Source organism: Wolbachia endosymbiont of Drosophila tristis (assembly GCF_028981745.1).
Classification (GTDB): Bacteria; Pseudomonadota; Alphaproteobacteria; order Rickettsiales; family Anaplasmataceae; genus Wolbachia; species Wolbachia pipientis.
Window position 1 is genome coordinate 22,074 of sequence record NZ_JAPQLN010000111.1, and the last position, 13,528, is coordinate 35,601.

Genomic DNA, 13,528 nt, shown 5'->3' on the forward strand with positions numbered 1-13,528 from the left:
TTGTGGATTTTAGTCAAATAATGAAACAAGCGCAAGAGATGCAAAAAAAGCTTGCAGAAGCTCAAGAAAAATATGTTGGAAAAGAGTTTCAAGGTATTTCTGGTGGTGGCAAAGTTTCTGTATTAGTGGAAGTCATAAAAATAGGTAGCTATAAAGCTAAAAAGGTGAACATAGACTTAGAACTTATGAGAAATGAGGAAAAAGATATAGTAGAGGATTTAGTAACAGCAGCGTTTAATGATGCCGTTAAAAAAGCAGAAGAAGATATGGCGAATGCAACTTCTGATCTTGCAGGTATGATGGGTTTACCATCTGGGTTTAAACTTCCTTTTTGAATTTACTACTGAAGTTTCTTTTAGTGTAAGTATTTTTTTTCTAATATTCCCAACGCTAGTACTTCTTCATATAATGTACCTATACTAGCATAGCCCTACGTCATACCGTGATTCATTCCACAACTGTACAAACATTGCAATATGGCACATAGTAAACGATGTCATTCCAGTCTGGAATCCAGCCTTGCCGTAATCTCATCAAGAACATTGTGTTTTAACATAAAACGGCTACTTTTATGCTTACCAACTTAATAAAATTCCTGGATCCCAGACTGGGATGACAAGAAGATGGTACTTGGATAAGAGGCATTGCCCTCCTGGTAGGCCCAAATTGCAATGTTCGTACAGTTGTGGATTTCTCATCCGCTAACAAGCAGCGGAATGACGAGGTCTTTCGATAGTAAATCTTACCTGTGTTAGCTATACCAAAAAATCAAAAGTCGTATTTATTCATTAATAAAATCTTTGTCTTCTCCTAAAAATTAGTTAAAATGTAGAATATTTTGTGTTATTAAGTTAGCACTTGACTTAACTTTAGTTGTTACTTAGACTGCTAAAGTGGAATTTTAATTTTTTTACGAGGACAATTATGCATTATAAAAAGTTTTTTTCAGCAGCCGCTTTAGCAACGTTGCTAAGTTTATCAAGCTCTGCTTTTTCAGATCCTGTTGGTCCAATAAGTGATGAAGAAACTAGCTACTACGTTCGTTTGCAATACAACGGTGAATTTTTACCTCTTTTCACAAAAGTTGATGGTATTACCTATAAGAAAGACAAGAGTGATTACAGTCCATTAAAACCATCTTTTATAGCTGGTGGTGGTGCATTTGGTTACAAAATGGACGACATCAGGGTTGATGTTGAAGGAGTTTATTCATACCTAAACAAAAATGATGTTAAAGATGTAACATTTGACCCAGCAAATACTATTGCAGACAGTGTAACAGCAATTTCAGGATTAGTGAACGTGTATTACGATATAGCAATTGAAGATATGCCTATCACTCCATACATTGGTGTTGGTGTTGGTGCAGCGTATATTAGCACTCCTTTGGAAACCGCTGTGAATGATCAAAAAAGTAAATTTGGTTTTGCTGGTCAAGTAAAAGCTGGTGTTAGTTATGATGTAACTCCAGAAGTCAAACTTTATGCTGGAGCTCGTTATTTCGGTTCTTATGGTGCTAATTTTGATGGAAAAAAAACAGGTCCTCAAGATTCAACCAGACAGGTTACTGGTGCAGGCGCATACAAAGTTCTTTACAGCACTGTTGGTGCAGAAGCTGGAGTAGCGTTTAATTTCTAGTCTATCTCAGTCTTGTTATCCCAGTGAGTTTTTTCTTGCCATCTAAGTGGCATGACACTGGGATCTAGAAAAAAGAAATGTGGATTCCAGTGTCAAGGCACTGGAATAACACTATTTGCTATGTGTTTAAGCTATAACGTTTACCATTGTACTGGTAGAATATCATCTAAGGTTACATAATGTTATCCAATTAGCTAACACTGCGGCCTACTGTCTCCAAGAAATTAGATGGAAAATTTGTACTTTTTTCAAATCAAAGCTTGAATTTTTGCTGGCAAATCAATATATTATATGCATGAAGTTTTGATTTAAGTTGTTATGTTGACCTCAATGGCAAACTTATGTGTCGATAGCAGAACCAATCTCATGCAATATATTGCTAGGGTGCAAAAATTTCCTATGCTGTCTCAAGAGGAAGAGGTACGATTAGCAAAAAATTGGAACCAATATAAGGATGTTTCTTCTGCTCATAAATTGATTACCAGCCATTTGAATTTGGTAGTGAAAATTGCAATGAAATTCAAAAATTATGGGCTATTGTTGATGGACCTGGTTATGGAAGGAAATATGGGTTTAATGCACGCAGTGAAAAAGTTTAATCCTGATTTAGGGTTTCGTTTTTCAACTTATGCAGTGTGGTGGATTGAAGCTTCAATAAAAGACTTTATATTGAAATCTTGGTCGTTTGTGAAAATAGGCACAACGCAAGCACAAAGAAGATTGTTTTTTAGTTTACGTAAAATAAAAAAAAGAATTTTACAGTATACAAACAGGGAAACTTTAAATAATGAAGAAATAAAAGCAATATCTAATGAGCTTTCTGTATCCGAAGGAGACGTTCTGCAGATGAATTACCGTATGGCTTGTAAGGATCAGTCGCTAAACGATTGCATAAAAATAGGTGATGACTCTAAAAGGGAGTTGCAAGATATGATCCCATGTAACTTGGTCAGTCAAGAAGTAACCTATCAGAATCATGAAGAAAAAGAATTAAAAGAAACAATTTTAAACAATGCACTAGCGAGTCTCAACGAAAGGGCAAAAGACATTTTTATCAGTAGATATTTGTCTGAAAACATTCAAACTCTGGATGAACTTAGTAAAAAATATTGTGTTTCAAGAGAAAGAATAAGGCAGTTGGCTGAGCAGGCGATGGCTAAGGTAAAACAATATATACAATCTGAAAGTTTGAAATTTGGTTTGCATGCGTAGTTTTTTTATATTTCTAATATTTTTTTCGATAGGCGCTTTTGCATCGGTTAGTGATGTACAATTGAAGGAAAAATATAAAGATTGGCTCGTGTATACTGCATTGGAAGATGGAGAGGAAGTATGTTATATTGTATCCTATCCTAAAAAAAAAAGCGAATATTATACAACCAATCGCAAGCCGTATGTAATGGTTAGTTATGTTGATAAAAAAGCAGATGAGGTAAGCGTTACCTCTGGTTTTCAGTATGATAAGGAGCCTGTAGCTCTCAATATCGACAAAAAAATTAAATATACACTGCCCATAATACAGGGAAGTTTTGCGTGGGCAGAGCATACAAAAATAGATCAAGATCTCATTCTAAAAATGAAGCAGGGATTATCAATGGTAGTTAATGGAAAAACAAAAACAGTGACCATTGATGATACTTATTCCCTACTTGGTTTTCAAAAAGCGTATCAAAAAATGCATGATTTATGCCATACAAAGTAAATTATTGTAACAGAATACCCAGCTATAGTATAAACTAGACTACTCTTTCAATGGAAATATAAATAGCACTTTACTTTATATGGGATGTGGATATCATTTAAAATATATTTTTGAGAGTTAGCAATGTCAGAGGTTGCAGGTGTAGATACAGAAATCAAAAAGCAAAATTCTGTGTGCGAGCAGATGCGTTTTAGCGTGAGCCGCACAAGTCTTTTAAATACATTATCCAGAGTAAGTGGAGTGGTTGAAAGGCGTAATGCAATAGATGTTTTGGCGTGTATAAATATCAAAGCACAACACGGCAGCATAAAATTAATGGCAACTGATCTTGACATTTCAATGTTTGCCTCACTTGCTGCAACCGTATTAACAGAAGGAGAAGTAAAAATTTCAGCGCATACTTTATATGACATAGTGAAGAAGTTACCCGCTGATTTGGATGTCAATTTTGAAGTAAACAACCAAAGAAAATTATTGATGTCTTGCGGAAATGCAAACTTTTCTTTACCGAATGTAGTTTCAAGCAGCTTTCCTGCTCTTGAAGAAGACAATTATAAACATGATTTTACTCTACTAAATACAGACCTGATAGACTTATTAACTAAAACAAAATTTGCTGTATCACTAGATGATACAAGGTATAATTTAAATGGAATATATCTACATACAGATGAGCAATTTCTGTACTGCGTTGCAACTGATGGCCATCGTTTATCATGTATAAAGAGGCCAAAGCCTGGGAACATCAATGGCGAATTTGGTGTGATCATTCCACGTAAAACTGTTATGGAGCTGTTAAAAATATTGGACGATTGTAATGAAATTAAAGTAAAACTCTCAGACAGAAAAATCAAGTTTACATGCGGTGAATATATTCTAATATCAAAATTAATAGATGGAACTTTTCCAAATTATAAAGCAGTTATTCCAGCATCTCAAGATAAGCATATGATTATTGAAAGTAAAAAACTTTCAGACGTTATAGATCGAGTTTCCGTTGTTGTATCTGATAAAGTAAAATCTATTAAATTCTCACTACAAGAAAAGCTGCTAACTCTGCATTCAAACTCCCAAGAGTGCAGTGATGCAACTGAATCCATAGAAGTGGACTACAATGAAGCCCCTATAGAAATAGGGTTCAACTCGCGTTATTTACTTGATGTTCTATCCTGCATAAAAAATAAATGTAAGTTTAGCTTAGCCGATGGTAATAGTGCTACAATTATCACTGATGAAGACGATTCAAGTGCATTATATGTAGTAATGCCAATGAGAACTTAAACTCGTCATCTCGCTGCTTGTTAGCGGAATCTGGAGATACCGTGGCGGTATGGCACTTATTTCACTAGCTTTTATTAAATTAGTAATCTATCTTTACCAAATATAAGCCAAAAGGTGGTGCAGTAACTCCAGCGGCACTTCTTTTGCATTGGTTTAATATATTTAGCATTTCTTGCGGATTGGTTCTATTTTTTCCAAATTCAACTAAAGTACCCACAATAATCCTCACTTGGTTATGTAAAAAGGAAATAGCAGATATTTTGATGTGTATATGATTCCCATTTTGTATTATATCGATATCATCAATTGTTCTTATCGGATTTGCGGCTTGACAATCTTTTGAACGGAAACTTGAAAGGTCATGTTTTCCAAGTAGATGTTTAGCAGCTTCACGCATAATATTTACATCAAGTGGGCTAAACACTTGCCATACATAACCCGTCTCCAGAGCGGCAGGAGCATAGCGATTAACTATTCTATATTCGTAATATCTTTTTTTTGCTGAAAACCGTGCGTGAAAAGCATCATCTACAACTTCTGCATTAAGCACGACTATAGGAATTGATTTTAAATGATAGTTTATTGCATTCCTTATTCTATAAAGCTCAAATTCCTTTTCCATATCAAAATGAGCAACTTGTCCTAAAGCATGAACTCCTGCATCAGTCCTGCCACCACAGTACAAAGTAACTTTCTCACCACTAAAATTAAATATAGCATTTTCTATCTTCTCCTGGATTGAGTTAGCAGAGTGTTGCTGTTTTTGCCAACCAGAGAAATTACTACCATTATATTCTACCGTTATTTTGTATCGCACTGCATTACATCAAGCTCTATCTAAAATAGTCATTTTCTATCTTAACATAATTTATGGTCAAGCCTACAGTGCTGCCACTCCCATAAAGTAGTTCGTCCAATCTTAAATCTTGCTGCCACTGCTTCTCTGCTTTCTCCTTCGTCTAGCGCCTCCATTGCTTTTTTTCTTAAATCATAACTATATGCTGCTGGCATTCAACCTCCTTATCATTATCTATCCTTATCACATCCGGACTTCTATGAAAAGAGCTATAAATCGTGAAAAAGAACTGCTCATTAAGTGCTGTTTGCTTAATAAATTTACTGACATTGGTATGGCTAAATTCGAAATGGCTACATGAATTTATCGTAAATTATTACCGTATAAGGTACGATGCGACAAAGCCATCCCAGTGTCAGCTACTCGGATGACACCGTCATAAAGGAACCAGTGTTAGCTACTTGGATGACAACCATTGTGCTTGAGGCAAAATTGACTATCACTTCTTTTTATAGAGCTTGCTCCAAACTTTGTTGTTAGTTAATACAAAAAACACTGTTAAAATTATAAAATACGCCACTACTTTTAATCCAAGTTTATGCCGGCGCTCTAATTCTGGCTCTGCTGCCCATTGTAAAAAATTTATCACATCATACGCCATATTTTCAACTGTGGCTTGCCTTGCACCATCATATTCCACCATTCCTTCAGAAAGTGGTGGCGCCATAGCTAATCTGCCTGTTGGAAAATACGAATTAAAATATAAATCATTTTCATCGTGTTCGCCGTTTTGATAGCCTGTTAACAATGAATAGACATAATTTGCACCATCATGCCTTGCTTTAATAATTAATGATAAGTCTGGTGGGACTGCACCATTGTTGCTTGCTGCAGCTGCTTCTTTTGTATCAAAAGGCGCAATAAAATAATCCGAAGGTACTCCAGGTCTGTCAAACATTTCACCCAAATCATTCGGACCATCTTTAACTTGATAAGAAGCTGCTATTTGTTTTACATCTTCTTCAGAAAAACCGACATCTTGCAAATTACGAAATGCTACCCTATTCATTGAATGACAAGCAGCACAGACTTCTTTATACACTTTATAGCCACGCTGAATTGACTCTCTATCGAAAGATCCGACAATTCCATCAAATTTCCAGTCTATTTTCTTATTTGGTGATGATTTAAATTCTTCTGCAGATATAAGACTAGATAGAAATAACATGCAGAAGATTGCAAATACATTAGATCCCATGCATAACCACTGTTTTAGTAAATTTCGAATTGATGTCATGCAAGTAGCTGACACTGGAATCCAGCTTATTTCATCACTGACATTATGGTTATCATGCACTCCTAGAATCTGTTGTCCATTGCATGATTTGTAAGTATTTTTATACCTGGATCCCAGTGTCAAGCACTGGGATGACAACGGAAGATAGTGGAATGACACTGTGTGTTGTATACAACGTTCATACAATTGTGTACATGATGCTGGAATCCATTTATTTTTTTTCTGGATCCCAGTGTCAAGCACTGGGATGACAAAAGAGGGCTCTGGGATGAAAGAGAATTTTGTAAGAGATCTGCTTTGAATTGACATCACCTCATCTCCGGCACAGAATCACTTAAGGTTTTTGGTGGTTCTTTTGGCTTTTCATACTTACTAAGCATTGGTAAAACTATCACAAAGTATGCAAAGTAATAAAGAGTAGATAGCCTACTCATAGTGATGTAAGGCTCTTTTACCTCTTGTCCTCCAAGCCAGGCAAGAAGTACAAAATTTATTGCAAAAACCCAAAAAAATTTCTTAAACACCGGGCGATAAGCACCACTTTTAACTTTTGATTTATCAAGCCAAGGTAACAAAAACCACACTAAAATAGACGCAAACATGGTAAGCACACCAGTAAGTTTATCTGGAATTGAACGTAGCATTGCATAAAAAGGTAAAAAATACCACTCTGGCACTATATGTACCGGAGTGACCATAGAATCAGCTTCTATATAATTGTCTGGATGCCCAAGATAATTGGGAGCATAGAAAACAAATGCGAACAAAACTACAAAAAACAGACCAAAAGTTATGCAATCCTTGACTATATAATAAGGATAGAGAGGGATGGTATCCTTATCTGATTTTACCTCCACTCCACTTGGGTTACCAGAGCCAAACCTATGCAGAGCTATCACATGAAGCATAGCTAAAGCAATAATAACAAAAGGCAGAAGATAATGCAGGGCGAAAAAACGGTTAAGTGTTGGGTTATCCACTGAAAAACCACCCCATAACCATATAACTATTTTATTGCCAATTAAAGGTATAGCAGAAAATAAGTTGGTTATAACTGTTGCACCCCAGAAACTCATTTGTCCCCAAGGCAATACATATCCCATAAAGGCAGTTGCCATCATTGCAAAAAATATAAATATTCCAATAAACCACACCATCTCTCTCGGTCTTTTATAAGATCCGTAATATAATCCACGCATTATATGAACATAGACTACCATAAAGAAGAGCGATGCTCCAACAGCGTGAGTGTAGCGTATTAACCACCCGTAATTCACATCTCGCATTATGCGCTCTACACTATTAAACGCATAATCAACATGCGGAGTGTAGTGCATAGCAAGAAATATACCTGTTATTATTTGTAAAATCAGCGCTATACCAGCCAAAGAGCCAAAGTTCCAAGCATAATTTAAGTTTTTTGGCACTTGGTAAGAAGCAGTGTGTCTTAGAAAAGAAAATATAGGCAATCTATATTCTATCCATCCTAATATGCCTTTTTCTTCTTTTATTGTTTCTTTTTTGTTATCTTCCTGCATAACTTAAACCTTTCTGAACACATGTCCATTGCTACTTTTATCTTATTTTTTTATTGTAGCAACTTATCCTTTACGCACAAATAAAAACTTTAAAGCAATATTAATTACCTCTTCAGCAACCTGTCACGTGCTGCGTTTAATTTTTGTGCAAAATATTCCGAGCCTCCTTTATCTGGGTGAACTAATTTCATTAAATTTTGATATGCTTTATTGATTTCATTTTGGTTCGCTCCAGAATCTATTCCTAGCACTTTAAATGCTCCATCTCTGAACATGTTACTACTACCAGACTAGTATGATTTTGTCTTGTAAATTTATTCAACAACCCTATTCTAACTATATAATGAAAAATTATCTACAAAGTGTTTATGAAGATGGTATGAAAATCCAACTATCTAAAGTCAACAAATATTTATTAGTTTTACTGATTACTGTCTCAGCATTTCTCATATCTGGGCAAGTATCCAGTTCAAGCAATATCGAGAATGATTTTCAAGATTTACAAGAAAAATTACCATTATTGAAAGATCAGGATTTGTTATTTTTAGATCCAGCTTCAGCTTTAAATTATGGTGATAGGGCAGGTAAAAAAGTGTTAATGGTTATAGTTCACCATACTGAAACATCAACACTAAAAGGTACAAAAGATACGCTGAATGCTAGAGGATTGTCAGTTCATTTTATTGTCGATAGGGATGGCAGCATCACCTTAATGGTTCCATTAGAGAAAGAAGCATGGCATGCTGGTATTAGTTATGCAAGAGTTAAGGTAGATAGTAAGCTTGAAGAGTTACGGAAGCTTAACAACTATTCTGTAGGTATTGAAATTGTAAACACAGGACTTGAGCCTTTTCCGGAAGAGCAAATGAGATCTGTTAAAGAGCTGATTTTATACCTTATGGAGCGTTTTAAAATTAAAAGGGATATGATATTTAGTCATTCTGAAATAGGAACTATAGTGTATGATCCAGAGCTTGGCTATACAATGCGTAAACCAGATCCACACAAATTGTTTGATTGGGAGTTATTAGAGAAAAATGAAATTGGATTGCACATAAGTGACAGAATAAACCCTAAAGATGCTAAACACAAAATGGGCAAAACATTGTATAAAGCAGGTGATAGAAATGAAGGTATTTTGAAATTAAAACAAAGGCTGAACAGATTTTTCTATAAGATAGAACCTTGGAATGATAAGAAAGGTAATGTAATTTTTCCTGATAATAATGCTGATTACTCAGATGAGTTTGATGAGAATTTTGTATGGGTTATTTATCAGTTTTCAATACATAATTTACCAAGAGAAATTAGAAAAGATCTACCTCTTAAACTAGAACAAGCAGATATATTTCCTGAATTCTTTAGTGAATATAGTCATGGCATTTCTTCTAGTTATCTAACCTTTAGTGAAAAAATTAAATCGACTCTACAACCATGTTTAAGTAAAGTAGATTATGAGAATTTATTATCTTCTCTTGCACAATATGAGAATAACATTTCTCCTGATGCATCTACCACTTTAATGTACAAAATTAAGTTATACTATGATTCTTATTTAAGATATCGCATATGGTCTTCACTCTATAAACCATTTAAGCTTAATGTATTGGAAGAGTTAGAGATTTTAAAGAGTGGAGTGTTATCTTTAAAATCACTAGATAGCTCTAAAGCTGCAGAAGTTTCCAGTTTAATTGATAGCTTTAAAGTAGATATTTCTTTAGAATTTCAGGGTTTTGAAAAACAGTGGTTTCAGGAGTTTAAGAATGCTTGGAGACAAGAATTTATACCTTCCCTGGAAGAACAGATAACATGGACTGCACTACATGAAGCAATATTGGAGTATTTAGAAAAAGCAAAGGAAGAAATTCGTTAAACGAAAACTTTTTTTAAGATCACTTTTTTAACAATTTATCACGTGCCGCATTTAGCTTTTGCGCAAAATATTCCGAGCCTCCCTTATCTGGGTGAACTAATTTCATTAAATTTTGATATGCTTTATTGATTTCATTTTGACTTGCCTCAGGATTCAGCCCCAGTATCTTTAATGCTTCATCCTTGGACATGTTATCACCAGTGTAATTTTCAGTATAACTTCTACTGCTACTAAATTCGTTCAAAAACTTACTCAATATAGAGTTCATCATGAAACTCATATTATTTTTTTTGTCAGGAAAAGAAAAAATATAACAACGCTAGGCAAGACAAATGTAATTACTATGAATACTAAAAAAAGAAAAAAGATGAATGACATGTATATTTTTTTATCATTTTATGATTAAATAGTAACAATTATAATTGTCATGGTAAATAACATGTTCATCCAGATTGAAGAAACACCAAACCCAAATACGCTAAAATTCCTTCCTGGATTTGAAATTTTAAACGAAGGAGAAACTGCTGATTTTTCAAATGCGAATGAGATAAAAAATTCTAAACTAGCAGCAAATCTTTTTCAAATAGAGCATGTGGTAAGAGTATTTTTCGGTCATGATTTTATTTCAGTAACAAAATTGGATGGAATTAATTGGGATATATTAAAAGTAGAAGTTTTAACTACAATCATGAATCACTTTACTTCTGGTGGAAAAGCACTAGATAAAGAAGAAGTGAATGATCCAGATGAAGAATTTTTTGATAAAAATGATATAGAAATTGTAAATAGAATAAAAGAATTGATGGAAAGTCATATCAAACCTGCAGTTGCTCAAGATGGTGGCGATATCAAATTTCGTGGCTATAAAGATGGAATAGTTTATGTTGAGTTGCAAGGAGCTTGCTCTGGATGCCCAAGTGCTGCAATTACTTTAAAGCAAGGAGTGCAAAATATGCTGAGCTACCACATACCAGAGATTGCAGGTATAGAGACCACACTATGACTAATCAAACGGTTAGAGGAACAAAAGATCTCCTGTTTGATGAATGGTACAAGTTTAAATACATAGAGCAAACAGCAAACAGAATCTCAAGTTTATACGGCTTTTTGCCTGCCCAAACTCCAATATTTGAGTGCACGGAGGTTTTTACAAAAACCTTAGGTGATAGCTCAGACATCATCACTAAAGAGATGTATAGCTTCAATGATAAAGGGGGAAAGAGCATAACTTTACGTCCTGAGTTCACTGCAGCGATTGTCAGGCTACTCATTGAAAAAAAACTGCAAACACCGATAAAATTATTCTCAACAGGACCTGCATTTCGCTATGAAAGACCGCAAAAGGGAAGACAAAGGCAATTTCATCAGATAAATTTTGAGGTTTTTGGCATAGAAGATCCAAAAGCTGATATTGAATTGATATCACTCGCTCAGCACTTACTAACTGAATTTGGCATCAATAAAAATGTAAAGCTGGAAATCAACTCTTTAGGTGATGGTGAAACAATAACTAAATATAGAGAAGCTTTGATCTTATACTTTACAAAGTATCAAAATGATCTATCAGAAGATAGCAAAAATAGGTTGATCAAAAATCCACTCAGAATACTGGATTCCAAGGATGAGAAAGATAAATCAATAATTTCTGATGCGCCTAAAATCAGCAATTATTATACGAAAGAGTCCTCAGATTTCTTTGAACAAATACTAAATGGATTAACAATTCTTGATATACCTTATACCGTAAACAATAAACTAGTTCGAGGTTTGGATTATTATTGCCACACAGTGTTTGAGTTTGTTACAGAGGATTTAGGTGCACAAGGGGCAGTTTTTGCCGGTGGAAGATACGATAATTTAGTATCTTCAGTAGGTGGAAAACACACTCCAGCAATAGGATTTGCAGGGGGTATTGAGCGCATAATGGAGTTAATCAATTATTCTCCGAAAGAAGAGCGACCTATTTACCTAATTCCAATCGGTAGAGAGGCTGAAAAACATGCTTTAACACTTGCAAATGAATTGCGCAGAAATGGTTTATATGTAATCTATGAATATAGCGGAACGCTCAGAACCCGAATGAAAAAAGCAAATCAAGCAAATGCTAAAGCTGCTTTAATCTTTGGCGATGAAGAATTGAGTAGTAAAACTTTAAAGATTAAAAACATGGATACAGGTGAAGAAAAAATAATTGCTCGCGATAACACAATAGAAAATATCTATTAGGAGCAATGCAAATGTTTTTCTCAGTCAGCTATAGAAGAAAATTCGTCTGCACAAGAATTTTTCATAGTATTCAAAGTATCATAATCTGTAAAATCTAATTTTACCGGTGTAATAGTAATAAATCCTTCTTTTATTTTATTTATACTACCACTGCCTGAGTGCTCTCGAGACCAATTTAAGCTAAAAGAGCCATTCGAATTTTCAGTAAAAGTTAAATCCCCATCAATGTTATATTCACCTTGTTCAGCAAATTCTACTCCTTTTACTTTTTCCGTAGCAGGAAAATTTACACTCATCACTATGTTTTTAGGCCAACCAACCTTAACTAGCTTGGCAATAACCTTTGGTGCAAAAACCTTTGTATTGTGCCAGTCTATTTTATCATGATAAACTTGGCTCAGCGCAATAGAAGGTATAGACCTTGCAGCACCTTCCATTACAGCACCAATTGTTCCTGAATAACAAATATCGTCCCCGACATTTGATCCAATATTTACTCCGGACAATATTAAGTCTGGTTTTTTATTCATAACTTTATTTAGCGCAATAATGACACAATCTGCAGGAGTACCAGACACACTAAATTCCCTTTCACTATGTTGTTTTATTCCAATAGATTGTTTCACTGGATAATCAAGAGATCTTGCAGCTCCGCTTCTATCAGTATCTGGTGCCACTATCCATATTTCTGACGCAAAATTCCGTGCAACCTCTTTGAGTAATTTTATTCCTTCACTTCCAAAGCCATCATCGTTTGTTATCAATATTATCATATACAATACTCAGCTATACAGCTCCAAATTATGTAAACCACTGGCTGTAAATAAACTCATGAGGCTTTAAGTTTCTTTGCATAACTGTGGACTGTAACAAAGAACCTGCTGTAAATCAATAGATTTCTTGCACAGGCCATAACTGTCATTACAATAGAAACGAAAAAACTTACTTGACAAACTCCGCCAGCCCCCTTATCATGAAACTGAAGCTATTTATTTATCTTCTCTGTACAGATTAAATGACAAAAAAACTCACGTATCTGGCGTCTCATGTTTAATTTTTTGCACTATGTGCACCTTATGTCTTTATCAAACTTCTACCTACATAAGCTGAAACGCGCTTATAAAGCGTTTAAAACATAAAAAAACGCCAACTTAAAAAATGGATAGTGAATAACTAG

15 protein-coding genes and 2 pseudogenes are annotated in these 13,528 nt (G+C 34.7%); 10 read left to right on the forward strand and 7 right to left on the reverse strand.

Going from position 1 to position 13,528, the window contains the following annotated elements; all coding sequences use genetic code 11:
• Window positions 1–2 precede the first annotated feature (2 nt).
• From OZD64_RS05475 to dnaN, 6 genes are all read left to right on the forward strand, one after another.
• On the forward strand, window positions 3–335 hold the full coding sequence (locus tag OZD64_RS05475) for a YbaB/EbfC family nucleoid-associated protein (protein WP_010963017.1): 333 nt from the start codon (window positions 3–5) through the stop codon (window positions 333–335).
• A 589-nt stretch (window positions 336–924) separates the two neighbouring features.
• Window positions 925–1,638 (forward strand): acyloxyacyl hydrolase, encoded by a 714-nt coding sequence (locus OZD64_RS05480; protein WP_274999469.1) that lies wholly within the window; start codon window positions 925–927, stop codon window positions 1,636–1,638.
• 51 nt (window positions 1,639–1,689) lie between these two features.
• Window positions 1,690–1,818 carry a hypothetical protein gene (locus OZD64_RS05485; protein WP_255407348.1) on the forward strand — a complete coding sequence of 43 codons (129 nt, stop codon included), beginning with the start codon at window positions 1,690–1,692 and terminating at the stop codon, window positions 1,816–1,818.
• 138 nt (window positions 1,819–1,956) lie between these two features.
• Complete coding sequence (locus OZD64_RS05490; RefSeq protein ID WP_038199346.1) at window positions 1,957–2,850, forward strand: RNA polymerase factor sigma-32; 894 nt, start codon at window positions 1,957–1,959, stop codon at window positions 2,848–2,850.
• The gene (locus tag OZD64_RS05495) at window positions 2,843–3,340 is read left to right on the forward strand and encodes an invasion associated locus B family protein (RefSeq protein WP_038199348.1); all 498 of its coding nucleotides are present in this window, start codon (window positions 2,843–2,845) and stop codon (window positions 3,338–3,340) included. Before OZD64_RS05490 ends, OZD64_RS05495 begins: the two co-directional genes overlap by 8 nt.
• 123 nt (window positions 3,341–3,463) lie before the next feature.
• On the forward strand, window positions 3,464–4,621 hold the full coding sequence (dnaN, locus tag OZD64_RS05500) for a DNA polymerase III subunit beta (protein WP_274999470.1): 1,158 nt from the start codon (window positions 3,464–3,466) through the stop codon (window positions 4,619–4,621).
• A 79-nt stretch (window positions 4,622–4,700) separates the two neighbouring features.
• On the opposite strand, the gene truA is transcribed toward dnaN, so the two are convergent.
• A complete protein-coding gene (truA, locus tag OZD64_RS05505) occupies window positions 4,701–5,438 on the reverse strand; it encodes a tRNA pseudouridine(38-40) synthase TruA (protein ID WP_010963021.1) in 738 nt (245 codons plus the stop codon).
• 71 nt (window positions 5,439–5,509) lie between these two features.
• Window positions 5,510–5,632: pseudogene (locus OZD64_RS05510) on the reverse strand (IS630 transposase-related protein); the annotation flags it as partial.
• 47 nt (window positions 5,633–5,679) lie between these two features.
• Here OZD64_RS05510 and OZD64_RS06895 point away from each other — a divergent pair.
• Window positions 5,680–5,778: pseudogene (locus OZD64_RS06895) on the forward strand (IS5 family transposase); the annotation flags it as partial.
• Window positions 5,779–5,916: 138 nt separating this feature from the next.
• On the opposite strand, the gene OZD64_RS05515 reads toward OZD64_RS06895, so the two are convergent.
• From OZD64_RS05515 to OZD64_RS05525, 3 genes are all read right to left on the reverse strand, one after another.
• Complete coding sequence (locus tag OZD64_RS05515; RefSeq protein WP_010963022.1) at window positions 5,917–6,675, reverse strand: cytochrome c1; 759 nt, start codon at window positions 6,673–6,675, stop codon at window positions 5,917–5,919.
• Between the two features lie 347 nt (window positions 6,676–7,022).
• Complete coding sequence (locus OZD64_RS05520; protein WP_038199355.1) at window positions 7,023–8,252, reverse strand: cytochrome b; 1,230 nt, start codon at window positions 8,250–8,252, stop codon at window positions 7,023–7,025.
• A 104-nt stretch (window positions 8,253–8,356) separates the two neighbouring features.
• Window positions 8,357–8,527, reverse strand: coding sequence for a J domain-containing protein (locus OZD64_RS05525; protein ID WP_010082675.1), 171 nt, complete (start codon window positions 8,525–8,527; stop codon window positions 8,357–8,359).
• A gap of 68 nt (window positions 8,528–8,595) precedes the next feature.
• Here OZD64_RS05525 and OZD64_RS05530 point away from each other — a divergent pair, with 68 nt between their 5' ends.
• Window positions 8,596–10,125 (forward strand): N-acetylmuramoyl-L-alanine amidase, encoded by a 1,530-nt coding sequence (locus tag OZD64_RS05530; protein ID WP_223823148.1) that lies wholly within the window; start codon window positions 8,596–8,598, stop codon window positions 10,123–10,125.
• A 19-nt stretch (window positions 10,126–10,144) separates the two neighbouring features.
• Here the strand turns inward: OZD64_RS05530 and OZD64_RS05535 are convergent, their stop codons facing one another.
• Window positions 10,145–10,396, reverse strand: coding sequence for a J domain-containing protein (locus OZD64_RS05535; RefSeq protein WP_223823149.1), 252 nt, complete (start codon window positions 10,394–10,396; stop codon window positions 10,145–10,147).
• A gap of 168 nt (window positions 10,397–10,564) precedes the next feature.
• Here OZD64_RS05535 and OZD64_RS05540 point away from each other — a divergent pair, with 168 nt between their 5' ends.
• On the forward strand, window positions 10,565–11,128 hold the full coding sequence (locus OZD64_RS05540) for a NifU family protein (protein WP_022626407.1): 564 nt from the start codon (window positions 10,565–10,567) through the stop codon (window positions 11,126–11,128).
• The gene (gene hisS / locus OZD64_RS05545) at window positions 11,125–12,351 is read left to right on the forward strand and encodes a histidine--tRNA ligase (RefSeq protein WP_010963026.1); all 1,227 of its coding nucleotides are present in this window, start codon (window positions 11,125–11,127) and stop codon (window positions 12,349–12,351) included. The genes OZD64_RS05540 and hisS overlap by 4 nt, the downstream gene beginning before the upstream one ends.
• A 20-nt stretch (window positions 12,352–12,371) precedes the next feature.
• Here hisS and surE read toward each other — a convergent pair whose 3' ends face one another.
• Window positions 12,372–13,124, reverse strand: a complete 753-nt coding sequence (gene surE / locus OZD64_RS05550) for a 5'/3'-nucleotidase SurE (protein ID WP_010081939.1) — start codon at window positions 13,122–13,124, stop codon at window positions 12,372–12,374.
• Window positions 13,125–13,528: the final 404 nt, after the last annotated feature.